This is a genomic window from Mycobacterium sp. ABE4_509 (assembly GCF_056160785.1).
In genome coordinates this window covers 1-14,246 of sequence record NZ_JBSWXU010000054.1, presented here as the reverse complement: position 1 = coordinate 14,246, position 14,246 = coordinate 1, and the positions used below count along the sequence as shown (strand labels likewise).

The following is a 14,246-nucleotide window of genomic DNA, read 5'->3' as shown; positions in this document are numbered from 1 at the left end:
TCGCAATGGCCAAGACAATTGCGTATGACGAAGAGGCCCGTCGGGGCCTCGAGCGGGGCCTCAACAGCCTCGCCGACGCGGTAAAGGTGACGCTGGGCCCCAAGGGCCGCAACGTCGTCCTCGAGAAGAAGTGGGGCGCCCCCACGATCACCAACGATGGCGTGTCCATCGCCAAGGAGATCGAGCTCGAGGACCCGTACGAGAAGATCGGCGCTGAGCTGGTCAAGGAAGTCGCCAAGAAGACCGACGACGTCGCTGGCGACGGCACCACCACCGCCACCGTTCTGGCTCAGGCACTCGTTCGCGAGGGCCTGCGCAACGTGGCCGCAGGCGCCAACCCGATGGCGCTCAAGCGCGGCATCGAGAAGGCCGTCGAGAAGGTCACCGAGACCCTGCTGAAGTCGGCCAAGGAGGTCGAGACCAAGGACCAGATCGCCGCCACCGCAGCGATCTCCGCCGGCGACCCCCAGATCGGCGAGCTGATCGCCGAGGCGATGGACAAGGTCGGCAACGAGGGTGTCATCACCGTCGAGGAGTCCAACACCTTCGGCCTGCAGCTCGAGCTCACCGAGGGTATGCGCTTCGACAAGGGCTACATCTCGGGTTACTTCGTGACCGACGCCGAGCGTCAGGAAGCCGTCCTGGAGGATCCCTACATCCTGCTGGTCAGCTCGAAGATCTCGACCGTCAAGGATCTGCTGCCGCTGCTGGAGAAGGTCATCCAGTCCGGCAAGCCGCTGCTGATCATCGCCGAGGACGTCGAGGGTGAAGCCCTGTCGACCCTGGTGGTCAACAAGATCCGCGGCACCTTCAAGTCCGTCGCCGTCAAGGCCCCGGGCTTCGGTGACCGCCGCAAGGCGATGCTGCAGGACATGGCGATCCTCACCGGTGGCCAGGTCGTCAGCGAAGAGGTCGGTCTGTCCCTCGAGACCGCCGACATCTCCCTGCTGGGCAAGGCCCGCAAGATCGTCGTGACCAAGGACGAGACCACCATCGTCGAGGGCGCCGGGGACTCCGACGCCATCGCCGGCCGGGTGGCCCAGATCCGTGCCGAGATCGAGAACAGCGACTCCGACTACGACCGCGAGAAGCTGCAGGAGCGCCTGGCCAAGCTGGCCGGCGGTGTTGCGGTGATCAAGGCCGGTGCCGCCACCGAGGTGGAGCTCAAGGAGCGCAAGCACCGCATCGAGGACGCCGTCCGTAACGCCAAGGCCGCCGTCGAGGAGGGCATCGTCGCCGGTGGTGGCGTGGCTCTGCTGCAGTCGTCGCCGTCGCTCGAGGAGCTCTCGCTCTCCGGTGACGAGGCCACCGGTGCGAACATCGTCCGCGTGGCGCTGTCGGCTCCGCTCAAGCAGATCGCCCTCAACGGTGGTCTGGAGCCCGGTGTCGTCGCCGAGAAGGTGTCCAACCTGCCCGCCGGCAGCGGCCTCAACGCCGCCACCGGTGAGTACGAGGACCTGCTCAAGGCCGGCGTTGCCGACCCGGTGAAGGTGACCCGCTCTGCGCTGCAGAACGCGGCGTCCATCGCGGCGCTGTTCCTCACCACCGAGGCCGTCGTCGCCGACAAGCCGGAGAAGGCCGCCGCACCCGCCGGCGACCCGACCGGTGGCATGGGCGGCATGGACTTCTAGTCCGACGCTTCAACACGGGAAAGCCCGGCTCCGTCAGGGGGCCGGGCTTTTTCGTGAATCGCTCAGGGGTCGGGGTTACGATCGGCGCGGCCCTGAGAGGGGGTGGTCTGCGATGTCCGGCCACTACGACGCCGTCGTCATCGGCAGCGGACACAACGGGTTGACGTGCGCTGGCTACCTGGCCAAAGCGGGCGTGCGCGTTCTGGTGCTCGAGAAACACCACGTGATCGGCGGGATGACCGGGACCGAAGAGCTCACGCTTCCCGGCTTCCGGTCGGACACCCACGCCATCTGCATTCAGTTCGCCAACTTCTCGCCCGCGCCCGCCGAACTCGGGCTCGCCGAGCACGGGTTCGAACTGCTGCGGCCCGACCCCTGCTGGTCGCATGCGCTGCCCGATGGCCGCGGGCTGACCGTGTACCGCGACGTCGACCGGACGTGCGCCGCCCTGGCGCAGCTCAGCGAGCCCGACTCCGCGACCTGGCGAGCCCTCTATCAGGAGTTCCTGGAAAACGAGTTGGCCATCACCGGCTCGTTCAACGAGCCACCCCCGATAGGTGCCGACGACGACCCGGATCGGTACCGCTTCGCGCTGCAGAGCCTGCGGTCGTGGTGTGACGAGCGGTTCGGCGCTGACGAGGTCAAAGCGCTGCTCGGGTCATGGGCGATGCACATCGGCGCCGCCCCGGAGGAGGTCGGCGGCGCGAGCGCGGCGTGGCTGTTCTCCATGGTGATCCAGCGGTACGGCAACAATGTGGTCAGGGGCGGCATGGGCAACCTGGCGGCGGCCCTGGCCGGGGTTGTGACGGCACACGGCGGCGACATCCGCACCGGGAGCGAGGTCACCCGGATCGTCGTCGAGCGGGGTCGCGCGGTCGGGGTCGAACTCGCCGACGGTGAGCACGTCGATGGTTTCGGACTGCTCGCCGCTTCGTCGCATCCGCGTGCGCTGGCTCTGGAGCTGTTGGGGGAGAACGCGGTCGGGGAGCGAATCGCGCAGCGGATGCGCACCTACGAGTTGGGCCACTCGGTGATGGTCATCTACCTGGCGCTGGACTCGCCGGTCGAGTTCCACGCCGGCCCGACGGTGGGCCGGTCGGTGTACGTCCATCCGAGCCCGCCGGGGCTGGACTATTTCACCCAGCTCTACCGCGAGGCCCGCGGCGGACGGCTACCGGCCGAACCTTTCGCGTTGATCTGCAACGACAGCGCCGCCGACCCCGCCAGGGCGCCGGCGGGCCGAGCGCTGATGAAGCTCGTCGTGCAGCCGGTGCCCTACCGGATCACCGGGGATGCGGGTGATTCGATCCCCCACTGTGACTGGGCGCAGGCCAAGGAGCCGTTCGCCGACCGGGTCATCGATCTGCTCACCCGCCGCTACATCCCCGACCTGGCTGACAAGATCATCGCGCGGGTCGTGCGCAGTCCCGTCGACCTGGAACGGATCCTGCCCAGCGCGGTGCGGGGCACGAACTCGCATGGCGCGATGCTGCCGTACCAGGCCGGTGCCATGCGGCCGGTAGCCGGGATGGGTCGGTATCGAACCCCGGTCGGCAACGTCTACCTCTGCGGAGCCGGTGCCCATCCGGGCCCGGGCGTGACGATGGCGCCCGGTCGCAACGCGGCGCGCGTCATCCTGGCCGACCTCGGGGCGGCGGCGCCCTAGACCTGGACCGGCCTGCAGTCGTCGCCGCACCCCGTCGCCGAAGGCTCCGGCCCGGGTTTGCGGTGCAGGACAGCGCCGGTCGGCTCGACGCGCAGGCCGCCGTCGCTGACGGTGGCGGCGCCGTCGACGATCAGCGTGTATCCGCCCGGCTCGCTCGGCGGCCAGACCAGCGTGACGCCGGGGTGGGCGGTGGCGTTGCGGCGGGTGCTGTTGCCGACCGAGTCGATGTGCAACGCAACGCCGCTCAGATTCGGATCCACCGCCACGGTGTGCGCGCGGAAGTCGTCGCCGACGGTGACCAGGTAGGCGAATGAGAAGTCACCCAGGGTGTCGGCCAGCTTGTCGAGTTCCACCTTGACGCTCATGGCGCCAGCGTACGGGCGGCCGCGACTACCGGTAGGCGATCTGCAGCGCCTTGCGCAGCCAGCCGTCGCGACCGCCGACCTCGACGGTGCCCGCGTCGAGCCCGGCCTGTCCGCTCAACAGCGCCGCCAGGTCGCGGCCGTCACCGGCCAGCGTCAGGTCGGCAGGTGAGTCGGCAGCAGCGAGGTGCGCCTCGTGCTCGCGCACCGAGATACACACCGGTTCTGCGCCGGTCACCGCGACGCAGACGGTCAAGGGTGTCCGGGCGGGGTGCCGGCGTGCCAGCCAGCGCAGTGGGAACAGCGGCCAGTAGGGGTCGGCCGGCTCGTCCAGGCGGGCGGGGTCGGCGAGCAGGCCAGACCCCCACCGCAGCAGTTCGAGGATGACCGGTTCGACGTCACGGCCGTAGGGCGTCAGCTCGTAGACGGCGGCGGACGACTGCTCGGTCCTGGTCACCAGTCCGTCTTCTTCCATCCGGCGCAGTCGCTCGGCGAGCAACTTGGTGGAGATGCCGGGAAGTTCGGACAGCAACTCGTTGTAGCGCTTCGGCCCGATGAGCAGCTGCCGGATGAGCAGTAGCGTCCACCGGTCTCCGACCAGCTCGAGAGCGCGAGCCAGTCCGCAGAAACGGCCGTACGAGCGCTGCGGCATGGCATCACGGTATCCAGCCCCGCCGATTCGCTGCGCCGCCCACGCCGGAGCGCTTTATATTGTAAAGTGCTCCGCTATGGGGTCAGCAGCACAGCAGTGCGGGTTTCGCGGGTTCCCCGAGGGGCTCGGTGTCCTCGACACGATCGCGGCCGCGGACAAGGACGCGTTCGCGGTACGGCGCGCCGAGTGGGAGGCGAGCGTCTTCGAGCCGGCCCGATGTCTCGTGCTCGCCGTCGGCGACGTGCTGCAGCGCGAGGTCTCTCCCGGCATCGCCGCGATCCCCAAGGTCAACGGATCGCTGTCGCCGATCAACCGGGACCTGCGGTTCGCCACCGACCGGTCCCGGCCCTACAAGGACCATCTGCTGCTGAACTTCTGGGAGGGCACGCCCAAGCGGTCGGCGCCCACCCTGCGGGTCCGCGTGGGTGCCCGCGACGTCGGGTTCGCCTCCGGTGCGGCATTCGGGCGTGAGCAACTCGGGCGCTGGCGATCCGCCGTGTCGGGCCCGCCCGGCGCCGAGCTTCTGCGAACCCTCCATGACGTCGGCCGCGGCCACACTCTGACCATCAGCGAGCCGGAGCTGGCCAGAGTTCCGGCCGGTTTCGACGCACCGGACGAGCAGGCACAGCTCCTGCAGCACAAGACCTTCCAGGTCCGATTCCTCGAGCCGACACCCAAGCTCTCGGCTGAGGGCGCATTCGCCGACTGGGTCGCCCGGCGCCTGCTCGCACTGGCCCAGGTGCACCGCTGGCTGGTCAGGCACACGGCATGACCGCCGACGAACTCGGCGCGCGGCATGCGGCCTTCTGGGAACTCGCCGAGCCACTGCTGCTCGAACCGGACATCGAGCGCGGCACCCTGATGGGGACACCGTGTCTGCGCATCGACGGTGAATTCCTCGCCACCGTGCACCGCAAGACCGGGAACCTGGTCATCCGGTTCGACGCCGAGCGGGTGAGGCAGCTGATCGCCGGCGGGGTCGGGGAGCCGTTCTCCCCGGCCGGCAAGGTCTTCGCCGAATGGGTCGCCGTGACGCCGCTGGACCGTCCGCTGTGGCAAGCGCTGCTCACCGAGGCCGTCGAACTGCGTCGCCGCGGCGACTGATGCTCAGCCGACCGGCGCCGCCCGGCGGCCCCTGATCAGCTTGCCCGGCCGGGCGTCGGTGGGCACCCCGTTCTCGGCGATCACCTCGCCGGAGACGATCGTGGCGACATAGCCGTCGGCCCGCTGGTCGAGCCGCCGGCCGCCGGCCGGCAGGTCGTTGACGACGACCGGACGGTGCAGGCGCACCCCGGCCCCGTCGATGATGTTCAGATCCGCCTTGTAGCCCGCCGCGATCCGGCCCCGGTCGGCCAGTCCGGCGACCCGGGCGGGCACCGAGGTCAGTTCGGCCACCGCTTCGGCCACCGACAGCCGCCCCGAGGGGCGGTCGCGCACCCAGTGCGCCAGCATGTAGGTGGGAAAGCTGGCGTCGCAGATCATCCCGTAGTGCGCGCCACCATCGCCGAGCCCCAGCACCACGTCGTCCCGGCGGATCAGCTCGGCGACGGTGTCCAGGTTGCCGTCGCGGAAGTTGGCCAACGCGACCAGCAGCATCGCGTGACCGTCGTCGTCGAGCAGGCGGTCGTAGGCCTCCTCGAGCGGGCTCACCCCGCGCGCGGCGGCTCGGGCGCCGATCGAGTCGGCAGGCGACGGTTCGTAGTTCGGCGGCTCGCCGAGCGGGAACATGTAGTTCCAGGCCTGTGCGGCGAACATCAGCGGATGTCCGTCGGCTCCCGGCTTGTCGTTCAGGATCCGTTCCCGCACTTCGGGTTTACGCATCTCGGTGAACCGCTGGTCCAACGGAAGATCGGCGATCGCCTGATACGACGGATACGTCACGAACGGATTGCCCGACAGCTCCAGGCCCAGCACCAGCCCGATCGGGCGGGGGAAGATCTGTGCGCTGACCTGTCCGCCGGCCGCGTTGGCCTTGTTCACCATCGTCAGTGCGTCCCGGAAGAACGGCTCGCCGGCATTGCCGATCGCCAGCGTGAAGGTCACCGGCAGGCCCACCTCGGCGGCCACGTCGAACACCGTCTGCAGCACCGGCTCGTAGTCGCCGGCGACCAGGTCGGGCACGAACTGGATCAGGCCGCCGCCCGCATCGTCGACGCCGCGTGCGATGGCCTCGATCTCGGCCTGGTCGGCGTCGTAGGTCGGGATGAGCGCCCCGCTGTGTGTCTTGTGCAGCGTGAAGCGTGAGGAGGCGAAGCCCAGCGCCCCGGCCTGGACCGCCTCCGCGGCCAGCTTGCGCATCATGGCCAGGTCCTCGGCGGTCGCGGGTTCGCGGTCCACCCCGCGCCGGCCCATCACGTACACGCGGAGCGGTGAATGGGGCAGCAGGGCCGCCACATCGATGTCCCGGCGGCCCGCGTCGAGGGCATCGAGGAACTCGGGAAACGTCTCCCAGTGCCAGGGCAGGCCGTCGACCATGACCACCCCGGGGATGTCTTCGACCCCGGCCATCACGTCGACGAGCACGTCGTGATCGGCCGGCCGGCACGGCGCGAAGCCGACCCCGCAGTTGCCCATCACCGCGGTGGTCACACCGTGGGCCGAGGACGGGGTCAGCCGCTCCGACCAGATGGCCTGTCCGTCGTAATGGGTGTGCAGGTCGACGAACCCGGGCGTGACGAGTAGTCCCGTCGCGTCGATCTCGCGGGCGCCGGAGCCCGGCACCGCACCGACGGCGGCTATCACACCGTCGCGTATGGCGACGTCCCCGACGAACGGTTCGCCGCCGAGTCCGTCGACGATGGTTCCGTTGCGGATGCAGAGGTCGAAGGTCGTCGCCGGGGCGAGGACGGGGTCATATGTCATATCCCGAATGTACGGTGGGGGCGTGATCGACCACTTCGGAATCAACTGCGCTGACTTCGAGAAGTCGACGGCCTTCTACGACAAGGTGCTCGGGGTGCTCGGGTACACCGGGCAGATCGACGTGGGGGTCATGTTCCACGGCGGTGGACCCGGGGAGTGAGCATGGCCGAGATCGACGCCGCCCGGGAGATCCTGCGGGACTCGTTCACCCGGCTGATCGAGCACGTCGACGACCTCACCGACGGGCTGACCGACGAGGTCGCCTACTACCGTCCGACGCCGCAGGCCAACACGATCGCATGGCTGATCTGGCACAGCGCCCGCATCCAGGACGCCCAGCTGTGCGCGCTGGCCGATCTCGAGCAGGTGTGGTTACGGGACGGCTGGGTCGACCGTTTCGCCCTCGATCTGCCGCGTGATGCGCACGGCTACGGGCACACCGCCGACGAGGTGGCCAAGGTGCGGGCCCCCGCCGACCTGCTTGCCGGCTACTACCACGCGGTGCACAAGGAGTCGCTGGAGTACGTGGCGTCGGTGACTGCCGACGAGCTCACCCGGATCATCGATCGTCACTGGAACCCGCCGGTGACGGCCAGTGCGCGCCTGGTGAGCATCGTCGACGACGCCGCGCAGCACCTCGGCCAGGCGGCCTACATCCGGGGAATCGCCCGCTGAGCACACTGCTCCGGTGGTGGCCGCCGGTCGCCGTCTCCGGTGTCATCCTGCTCGGCCTGGCGGTCGGCTCCGGGTCGACGCCGCTGGACGACTGGTTCCAGACCCTGGGTCGGCGGCACCCGGACCTGGACAAGCTGCTGGTGTTCACCGATGGCCGGGTCAGCATCGGGTTGTGGGTGCTGGTGCTCGCCGTCGCGCTGTACCGGCGCCGGTGGCGGTTGTCGGCGGTGATCGCGGTGGCGCCCTTCGCCGCGGTGCTGCTCGCGCGGTCGGCCAAGAGGCTGTTCGGCCGGCACAAGGAAGATGCGCTGGCCTACCCGAGCGGGCACACCACGCTCGCGGTCGTGGTGCTGGGGCTTGCGGTGCTGGTGGCCGGTGCCGCGATGTGGGCGGTTCTGGTCGCGGCGGCGGCCGCCGCGCTCGGCGTGGTGGGGCAGGGGGTCACCTACCACTACTTCACCGATGCGGTCGGCGCGGTGCTCCTGGGGACCGCGCTGGTGTGCGTCGCTGCCCTGATCGGAGGCCCGGCCCATCGACTTGACAGGTGTCAACCCGGGTGCGACGTGGATCACAGCGGCGGTTAGCATGGGACCATGACCGCGACCCCAGATGTGCACCTGCCCGACTTCACCGGTACCGGCACCATCAGGAACCCGGCGACCGGCGCCGTCGCGGGCGAGGTGCGCTGGACCGAACCCGGCGATGTGGCGCGGGTGGCGGCAAGTCTGCGCGCCGCCCAGCGGGAGTGGGAAGCCCGCGGCGCCGCGGGCCGCGCGAAGGTACTGGCACGGTATGCGGTGTGGCTCGGCGAGCACCGTGCCGAACTCGAGCGGCTGCTGATCGCCGAGACCGGGAAGTCGGCGATCGACGCGGCGCAGGAGGTGCCGCTGATCATCATGATCGCGTCGTACTACATCAAGACGATGGAGCAGGCGCTGGCGCCCGAGGCCCGGCCGTCGGCGCTGCCCTTCCTGGCGATCAAGAAGATCACCGTGCACTACCGGCCGCGCCCGGTCGTCGGCATCATCGCGCCGTGGAACTATCCGATCGCCAACGCGCTGATGGACGCCATCGGGGCGCTGGCAGCCGGGTGTGCGGTGCTGCTCAAGCCCTCCGAGCGCACACCGCTGACCGCCGAACTGCTGCTGCGCGGCTGGCTGGAGTCGGGTGCGCCCGAGGTGCTGGCCCTGGCGCAAGGTGCTCGCGAGGTGGCCGGGGCGGTGATCGACGCCTGCGACTTCATCCAGTTCACCGGGTCGAGCGCGACGGGCGCCAAGGTGATGGAGCGTGCCGCGCGCACGTTGACCCCGGTGAGCCTGGAGCTCGGCGGTAAGGACCCGATGCTGGTGCTCGAGGACGCCGACGTGGAGCTGGCCGCGCACGCCGCGGTGTGGGGTGCGATGTTCAACGCCGGCCAGACCTGTGTGTCGGTCGAGCGGGTGTACGTCGTCGAATCCGTCTACGACCGGTTCGTCGCCGCGGTGGTCGGCGATGTGCACAACCTCAAGACCGGGGCCGGCGAGGGCAACGACTTCGGATCGCTGATCGACGAATCGCAGGTCGCCGTGACCGAACGGCACGTCGAGGATGCGCTGGCCAAGGGCGCCAAGGCGGTGACCGGCGGGCGGCGGCCGGTGGGGTCGGGCAACTTCTACCCGCCGACGGTGCTGGTCGACGTCGACCACTCGATGCTGTGCATGACCGAGGAGACCTTCGGCCCGACCTTGCCGATCATGAAGGTCGCCGATGCCGATGAGGCGGTCCGGCTGGCCAACGACAGTCCCTACGGCTTGTCGGCCTCGGTCTTCTCCGCCGATGTCGAGCGGGCCGAGGCGGTGGCGCGACAGCTCGATTGTGGCGCGGTCAACGTCAACGACGTGATCTCCAACCTGATGTGCACCACCGCCCCGATGGGCGGCTGGAAGAGTTCGGGGATGGGTGTGCGGTTCGGCGGTGCCGAGGGCCTGCGCAAGTTCTGCCGCCAGGAGGCGGTGGTGACGCCGCGGACGAGCGTCGGCGCCGGTGGCAACTACTACAACAAGTCGCTCAAAGCGCTCAAGCGGATGAACACCGTGATGACCAAGCTCGCGCTGATCGGCCCCCGCCGCGCCGCGAAACAGTGAACCGGGCCCGCTGCGCGTTCAGGCGGCCGGTGCGGATTCGCCGAGCGCGCGACTGGGCCGGCCGTGGATGTCGACGGGCACATCTCCGGCCAGCGTGACGCGGTGCATGAGCCGCCGCTGGCGGTCGTAGTCGTCGACGGCTCGGTGCTGGGTCGCGCGGTTGTCCCAGATCGCCACGTCGCCCATCTCCCAGTTCCAGCGGACGGTGTTCTCCGGCACTGTGATCCGGCGCTGCAGCAAGCCGAGCAGCTCACGCGAGTCCTGCTGGTCGAACCCGATCAGGTGCTGGGCGAAGTTGCCGGCGACCAGGGTGCGCTCGCCGGTCTCGGGGTGTACCCGCACCAGCGGATGTTCGGTCTGGAACTCGGTGTGCCCGAACGCGGCGCGGGCGGCCTCGAACTTCTCCGCGATGCCGGCGGCCGGTGTCGTCACGTAGTCGAACCGGTTGCTGTGCAGCGCCCAGGTGTTCTCGGCCAGACGCTTGAGCGGGTCGGGAAGGTCGCGATAGGCCGCCGCGGTGGAGGCCCACAGTGTCGAACCGCCGTAGGGCGGCAGCGTGACCGCGCGCAGCACCGACACCGACGGGTAGTCGGCGACGAAGGTGACGTCGGTGTGCCACCTGTTGGCCGAGGCGTAGTCGGAGTCGATCGGCGTGATCGCGGGGGCCTCTGCGGTGGCCACGTTGAGCACGGGATGTCCGACCGGCGTGCCCAGCAGCGAGGCGAACCGGTGCTGGGCCGCGTCGTCGAGATGGTGCTGGCCGCGCACGAAGATCACGCCGTGCTCGAGTAGCGCTGTACGGATCGCCGATACGGCCTCGGCGGTGAGGTCGCCGTCGAGTCGAACGCCGTCGACACGTGCGCCGATGGTGCTGCCGAGTTTGGTGACAGTGGGGGTCGGGGTCATGCGAGTCCTTTCTCGAGTATGCGTAGTCAGATGACTACACCGTGCCAGACCGACTGTACACGATCGACTACACAAGCCGCCGGTGCCCGGACCGCGACCCCCTCGCGCTCACCCGATACGACGGCCGGAAGTGACCCAGTAGTCTTCGCGCAGAGTGCGTTTGAGAATCTTCCCGGTGGCGTTGCGGGGCATGGATGCGGCGAAGTCCACCGATTTCGGCAGTTTGAAACCGGCCAGCCGGGTACGCGCGTATGCGAGCAACTCGGCCTCCAGGGTGGCGTGATCGGCCTCCGCTACCGCCTCGGCCGGCACCACCACTGCTTTGACGGCCTCCCCCCACTTCGCGTGGGGCACTCCGATCACGGCGACGTCGCCTACCGCCGGATGCGACATCAACACGTTCTCCACCTCGGCGGGGTACACGTTCTCCCCGCCGGAGACGATCATGTCCTTCACCCGGTCGTAGAGGTACAGATAGCCGTCCTGGTCGCGGTAGCCGGCGTCGCCGGTCCGGTACCAGCCATCGGCCGTGATGGCCTTCGCGGTGGCCGACGGCTGGTTCCAGTACCCGGCCATGTTCAGCTCAGACCGGGTCCACAACTCGCCGACCTCGCCGGCGGGCACATCGTGGCCGTCGGCGTCCACGACGCGGACGTCGACCCAGGGCAGCGGCTTTCCGCAGGAGCGCAGCAGGTGCGCTTGGTGGTGCGGGTCGTGGTCGGCAGCGTCGAGCTGGCTGACGCACCCGGTGGTCTCCGTGGAGCCGTAGATCTGGATGAACTCGCAGCCGAACCGGCGCAGCGCACCGGTCAGCACCTCGTCGCTGATCGGGGAGGCGCCGTAGACCACCGTGCGCAGGCTGGAGAAGTCGGTGTCATCGATGCCCGGGGTGAGAAGCAGGAATTGGATCACCGCCGGAACCAGCAACGTGTTGGTCACTGCGTACCGGGGAATCGCCGCCAGGATCGCGCCGGGATCCACATCACGCAGGACCACCGTGCTGCAACCCGCATAGAGACCGACCAGGGTGCTGCCGAAGCCGGCCATGTGGAACAACGGCATGACAGCGAGATTGACGCTGTCGCTGCCGAAACCCCACTGGCCGGCCAGGCCGCCGGCCACGCCGCACAGGCTGCGGTTGGTCAGCATCACCCCCTTGGGCAGGCCGGTGGTTCCCGAGGTGTACATCTGCAGCGCGACGTCGTCGGAGCGGGTGGTGATTTCGGGGTCCCCGGCGGGGTGGGCGCTGATCCAGTCCTCGAAATCCGGCCACGTGGCGTGCGATCCGACCGCGACGATGGTGTGCGCGGCGGCCAGCCGGTCGGCGAACTGTTCGACAGAGTCGAAGAACTCGGCGTCGACGATGATGACACCGGCCCCCGAATCGTCGATGATCTGGAGCATCTCCACCGGCGTCAGCCGCCAGTTGACCGGGACCCCGACTGCGCCGAGTTTGGCGGCGCCGAAGGCGACCTCGAAGAACTCGGCGCTGTTCTTGCCGATGAAGACCACCCGGTCGTCGAAGCCCACCCCGACCGCCCGGAGGGCCTGCGCCACGCGGCTGGAGCGGGTGTGCAGCTCGCCGAAGCTCAGGGTGCGCTGCTGGGTGATCAGCGCTGTCGCGTCGGGCCGCCGAGCGGCGTGTGTGCGGACGATGCCGGCGACGCAGGCGAGGTCGGGCATCGCGGTTGTGGTGACGTTCATCGGGGTCCTCCTGGGGCGGAATGCGGGAACCCGTTCGATGCTGCCGAGGCCCGGCGGCGCCGACTTGGAGGTTTCGTGGAGAACAACCGGAGATCGGCCGGTGGTCGGCCGAATGGACCGAATAGTCAGTGGGGCAAATAATCCACCTTTCGTTCACCGTGGCGTCACCTCGCGGTTCGCGCGGCTCGATACTTTCCCCGCGTGACTTTGGATACCTCTGGCTACACCGTCGTCGACGACGACGATGACGACCCCGTGCTGCTCATCCAGCCGGGCAACCAGATCGTCGACACCTGGCGGGAGAACTATCCCTACGACGAGCGGATGAAACGCCCCGAATACGAGGAGCAGAAGCGGCTGCTGCAGATCGAGCTGCTCAAACTGCAGAACTGGTCCAAGGCGCACGGCCACCGGCACGTGATCGTGTTCGAGGGGCGCGACGCGGCGGGCAAGGGCGGCACCATCAAACGCTTCATGGAGCACCTCAACCCCCGTGGCGCCCGCGTCGTCGCGCTGGAGAAGCCGACCGAGCGTGAACGCACCCAGTGGTATTTCCAGCGCTACATCGAGCACTTTCCGTCCGCCGGCGAGATGGTGCTCTTCGACCGGTCCTGGTACAACCGGGCCGGCGTGGAACGCGTGATGGGCTTCTGCACCAACCGCCAGCACGCCGAATTCGTCCGGCAGGTCCCGCTGTTCGAGCAGATGCTGGTCAACGACGGCATCTTCCTGACCAAGCTGTGGTTCTCGGTGTCGTCGTCCGAGCAGCGCACCCGGTTCACGATCCGCCAGGTCGACCCGGTCCGGCAGTGGAAGCTCTCGCCCACCGACCTGGCCTCGCTGGACAAGTGGGACGACTACACCGCGGCCAAGGAGGACATGTTCGCCTGGACCGACACCGAGACCGCTCCGTGGACGGTGGTCAAGAGCAACGACAAGAAGCGTGCCCGGATCAACGCCATGCGCCACGTGCTGAGTAAGTTCGACTACGACAACAAAGACCATGAGGTGGTCGGCCGGCCCGACCCGCTCATCGTGGGACGCGCACTGGGCGACGACTGAGCCGCCGGCCGGCGTCCCCCGACCCCCAGCGGTAGAAGGAGGGCGCGTCCGTGCGGGTGTTGGCCGCGCTGTTCTTCTGGCTCGTCACGACCGTCGCGCTGGCGGTCGCGGTACCGGCGGTGTGGGCGCAGCTGACCGTCGTGAACGAGAACGGCTACGCCGAGCTGGCAGCCTCGGCGGCCGGTGATCCACGCCTGCAGGACGCGATGGCCGGTGAGCTCACCAGCCAGGTGAGCGCGCTGGCCGCCGACAACGGCTACGAACTCAACCCCGCACTGGTGCGCCGGGTGGCGGCCGCCTACACCGGCAACGACGGCTTCCCGGGCCAGTTCGCGCAGGCCAACCGAATCGCGCACCGGTGGATGTTCACCGGAGCGGTGCCGAGCGGCAACTCCACCCGGGAGTGGCTGATCGACGTCGCGCCGATGCTGTCGGATCCGTCGTTCACCGCCACCCTGGGGGCGCTCGACCTTCAGGTACCGCCGACCCTGACGGTCCCCATCACCGTGGACACTCCCGGGCTGCAACCCGGCAAGCTGCGCTGGCTGGCCACCTGGGGGCCGTGGGCCAGCGGCGCCGCGGCCGCCGTGGCCGGCCTGGCGG

The 14,246-nt window shown here is 69.2% G+C and carries 13 protein-coding genes and 2 pseudogenes; 10 read left to right on the top strand and 5 right to left on the bottom strand.

The genetic code is table 11. From position 1 onward, the window contains the following. Positions 1 to 5: 5 nt before the first annotated feature. Positions 6 to 1,631 (top strand): chaperonin GroEL, encoded by a 1,626-nt coding sequence (groL, locus tag ACXAID_RS13645; protein WP_475022751.1) that lies wholly within the window; start codon positions 6 to 8, stop codon positions 1,629 to 1,631. A gap of 112 nt (positions 1,632 to 1,743) precedes the next feature. Further along, on the top strand, positions 1,744 to 3,297 hold the full coding sequence (locus ACXAID_RS13640) for a phytoene desaturase family protein (protein ID WP_475022750.1): 1,554 nt from the start codon (positions 1,744 to 1,746) through the stop codon (positions 3,295 to 3,297). On the opposite strand, the gene ACXAID_RS13635 is transcribed toward ACXAID_RS13640, so the two are convergent. Both ACXAID_RS13635 and ACXAID_RS13630 read right to left on the bottom strand, forming a co-directional pair. Next, on the bottom strand, positions 3,294 to 3,662 hold the full coding sequence (locus tag ACXAID_RS13635) for a pyridoxamine 5'-phosphate oxidase family protein (RefSeq protein WP_475022749.1): 369 nt from the start codon (positions 3,660 to 3,662) through the stop codon (positions 3,294 to 3,296). The genes ACXAID_RS13640 and ACXAID_RS13635 overlap by 4 nt on opposite strands. 25 nt (positions 3,663 to 3,687) lie before the next feature. Next, on the bottom strand, positions 3,688 to 4,311 hold the full coding sequence (locus tag ACXAID_RS13630; RefSeq protein ID WP_475022748.1) for a winged helix-turn-helix transcriptional regulator: 624 nt from the start codon (positions 4,309 to 4,311) through the stop codon (positions 3,688 to 3,690). Positions 4,312 to 4,387: 76 nt separating this feature from the next. On the opposite strand from ACXAID_RS13630, the gene ACXAID_RS13625 reads away from it, so the two are divergent. Both ACXAID_RS13625 and ACXAID_RS13620 read left to right on the top strand, forming a co-directional pair. After that, positions 4,388 to 5,083: a DUF2461 family protein gene (locus ACXAID_RS13625; RefSeq protein ID WP_475022747.1), complete on the top strand. Its 696-nt coding sequence runs from the start codon at positions 4,388 to 4,390 to the stop codon at positions 5,081 to 5,083. Continuing rightward, positions 5,080 to 5,415 carry a hypothetical protein gene (locus ACXAID_RS13620; protein WP_475022746.1) on the top strand — a complete coding sequence of 112 codons (336 nt, stop codon included), beginning with the start codon at positions 5,080 to 5,082 and terminating at the stop codon, positions 5,413 to 5,415. The genes ACXAID_RS13625 and ACXAID_RS13620 overlap by 4 nt, the downstream gene beginning before the upstream one ends. 3 nt (positions 5,416 to 5,418) lie before the next feature. On the opposite strand, the gene ACXAID_RS13615 is transcribed toward ACXAID_RS13620, so the two are convergent. Next, positions 5,419 to 7,173, bottom strand: a complete 1,755-nt coding sequence (locus ACXAID_RS13615; RefSeq protein ID WP_475022745.1) for an N-acyl-D-amino-acid deacylase family protein — start codon at positions 7,171 to 7,173, stop codon at positions 5,419 to 5,421. Positions 7,174 to 7,195: 22 nt separating this feature from the next. Between ACXAID_RS13615 and ACXAID_RS13610 the strand changes: the two are divergent. From ACXAID_RS13610 to ACXAID_RS13595, 4 genes and pseudogenes are all read left to right on the top strand, one after another. Then, positions 7,196 to 7,327, top strand: a pseudogene (locus ACXAID_RS13610) (VOC family protein); the annotation flags it as partial. A gap of 8 nt (positions 7,328 to 7,335) precedes the next feature. Then, the gene (locus ACXAID_RS13605; RefSeq protein WP_475022744.1) at positions 7,336 to 7,848 is read left to right on the top strand and encodes a mycothiol transferase; all 513 of its coding nucleotides are present in this window, start codon (positions 7,336 to 7,338) and stop codon (positions 7,846 to 7,848) included. A 140-nt stretch (positions 7,849 to 7,988) separates the two neighbouring features. After that, positions 7,989 to 8,432: a phosphatase PAP2 family protein gene (locus ACXAID_RS13600; protein WP_475022743.1), complete on the top strand. Its 444-nt coding sequence runs from the start codon at positions 7,989 to 7,991 to the stop codon at positions 8,430 to 8,432. Between the two features lie 9 nt (positions 8,433 to 8,441). After that, on the top strand, positions 8,442 to 9,971 hold the full coding sequence (locus ACXAID_RS13595) for an aldehyde dehydrogenase family protein (RefSeq protein ID WP_475022742.1): 1,530 nt from the start codon (positions 8,442 to 8,444) through the stop codon (positions 9,969 to 9,971). Positions 9,972 to 9,989: 18 nt separating this feature from the next. On the opposite strand, the gene ACXAID_RS13590 is transcribed toward ACXAID_RS13595, so the two are convergent. Then, positions 9,990 to 10,877, bottom strand: a complete 888-nt coding sequence (locus tag ACXAID_RS13590) for a TauD/TfdA dioxygenase family protein (RefSeq protein WP_475022741.1) — start codon at positions 10,875 to 10,877, stop codon at positions 9,990 to 9,992. A gap of 108 nt (positions 10,878 to 10,985) precedes the next feature. Next, on the bottom strand, positions 10,986 to 12,581 hold the full coding sequence (locus ACXAID_RS13585; RefSeq protein WP_475022740.1) for a long-chain-fatty-acid--CoA ligase: 1,596 nt from the start codon (positions 12,579 to 12,581) through the stop codon (positions 10,986 to 10,988). 201 nt (positions 12,582 to 12,782) lie between these two features. Here ACXAID_RS13585 and ppk2 point away from each other — a divergent pair, with 201 nt between their 5' ends. Together ppk2 and ACXAID_RS13575 are read left to right on the top strand one after the other, a co-directional pair. Next, positions 12,783 to 13,643 carry a polyphosphate kinase 2 gene (gene ppk2 / locus ACXAID_RS13580; RefSeq protein ID WP_475022739.1) on the top strand — a complete coding sequence of 287 codons (861 nt, stop codon included), beginning with the start codon at positions 12,783 to 12,785 and terminating at the stop codon, positions 13,641 to 13,643. Between the two features lie 50 nt (positions 13,644 to 13,693). Then, a pseudogene (locus ACXAID_RS13575) lies at positions 13,694 to 14,246 on the top strand (hypothetical protein); the annotation flags it as partial.

Bases quoted from the DNA above. Each gene is read 5' to 3' on its own strand.
- groL (WP_475022751.1), top strand. From the start codon at position 6: ATGGCCAAGACAATTGCGTATGACGAAGAGGCCCGTCGGGGCCTCGAG.
- ACXAID_RS13640 (WP_475022750.1), top strand. From the start codon at position 1,744: ATGTCCGGCCACTACGACGCCGTCGTCATCGGCAGCGGACACAACGGG.
- ACXAID_RS13635 (WP_475022749.1), bottom strand. From the start codon at position 3,662: ATGAGCGTCAAGGTGGAACTCGACAAGCTGGCCGACACCCTGGGTGAC.
- ACXAID_RS13630 (WP_475022748.1), bottom strand. From the start codon at position 4,311: ATGCCGCAGCGCTCGTACGGCCGTTTCTGCGGACTGGCTCGCGCTCTC.
- ACXAID_RS13625 (WP_475022747.1), top strand. From the start codon at position 4,388: ATGGGGTCAGCAGCACAGCAGTGCGGGTTTCGCGGGTTCCCCGAGGGG.
- ACXAID_RS13620 (WP_475022746.1), top strand. From the start codon at position 5,080: ATGACCGCCGACGAACTCGGCGCGCGGCATGCGGCCTTCTGGGAACTC.
- ACXAID_RS13615 (WP_475022745.1), bottom strand. From the start codon at position 7,173: ATGACATATGACCCCGTCCTCGCCCCGGCGACGACCTTCGACCTCTGC.
- ACXAID_RS13605 (WP_475022744.1), top strand. From the start codon at position 7,336: ATGGCCGAGATCGACGCCGCCCGGGAGATCCTGCGGGACTCGTTCACC.
- ACXAID_RS13595 (WP_475022742.1), top strand. From the start codon at position 8,442: ATGACCGCGACCCCAGATGTGCACCTGCCCGACTTCACCGGTACCGGC.
- ACXAID_RS13590 (WP_475022741.1), bottom strand. From the start codon at position 10,877: ATGACCCCGACCCCCACTGTCACCAAACTCGGCAGCACCATCGGCGCA.
- ACXAID_RS13585 (WP_475022740.1), bottom strand. From the start codon at position 12,581: ATGAACGTCACCACAACCGCGATGCCCGACCTCGCCTGCGTCGCCGGC.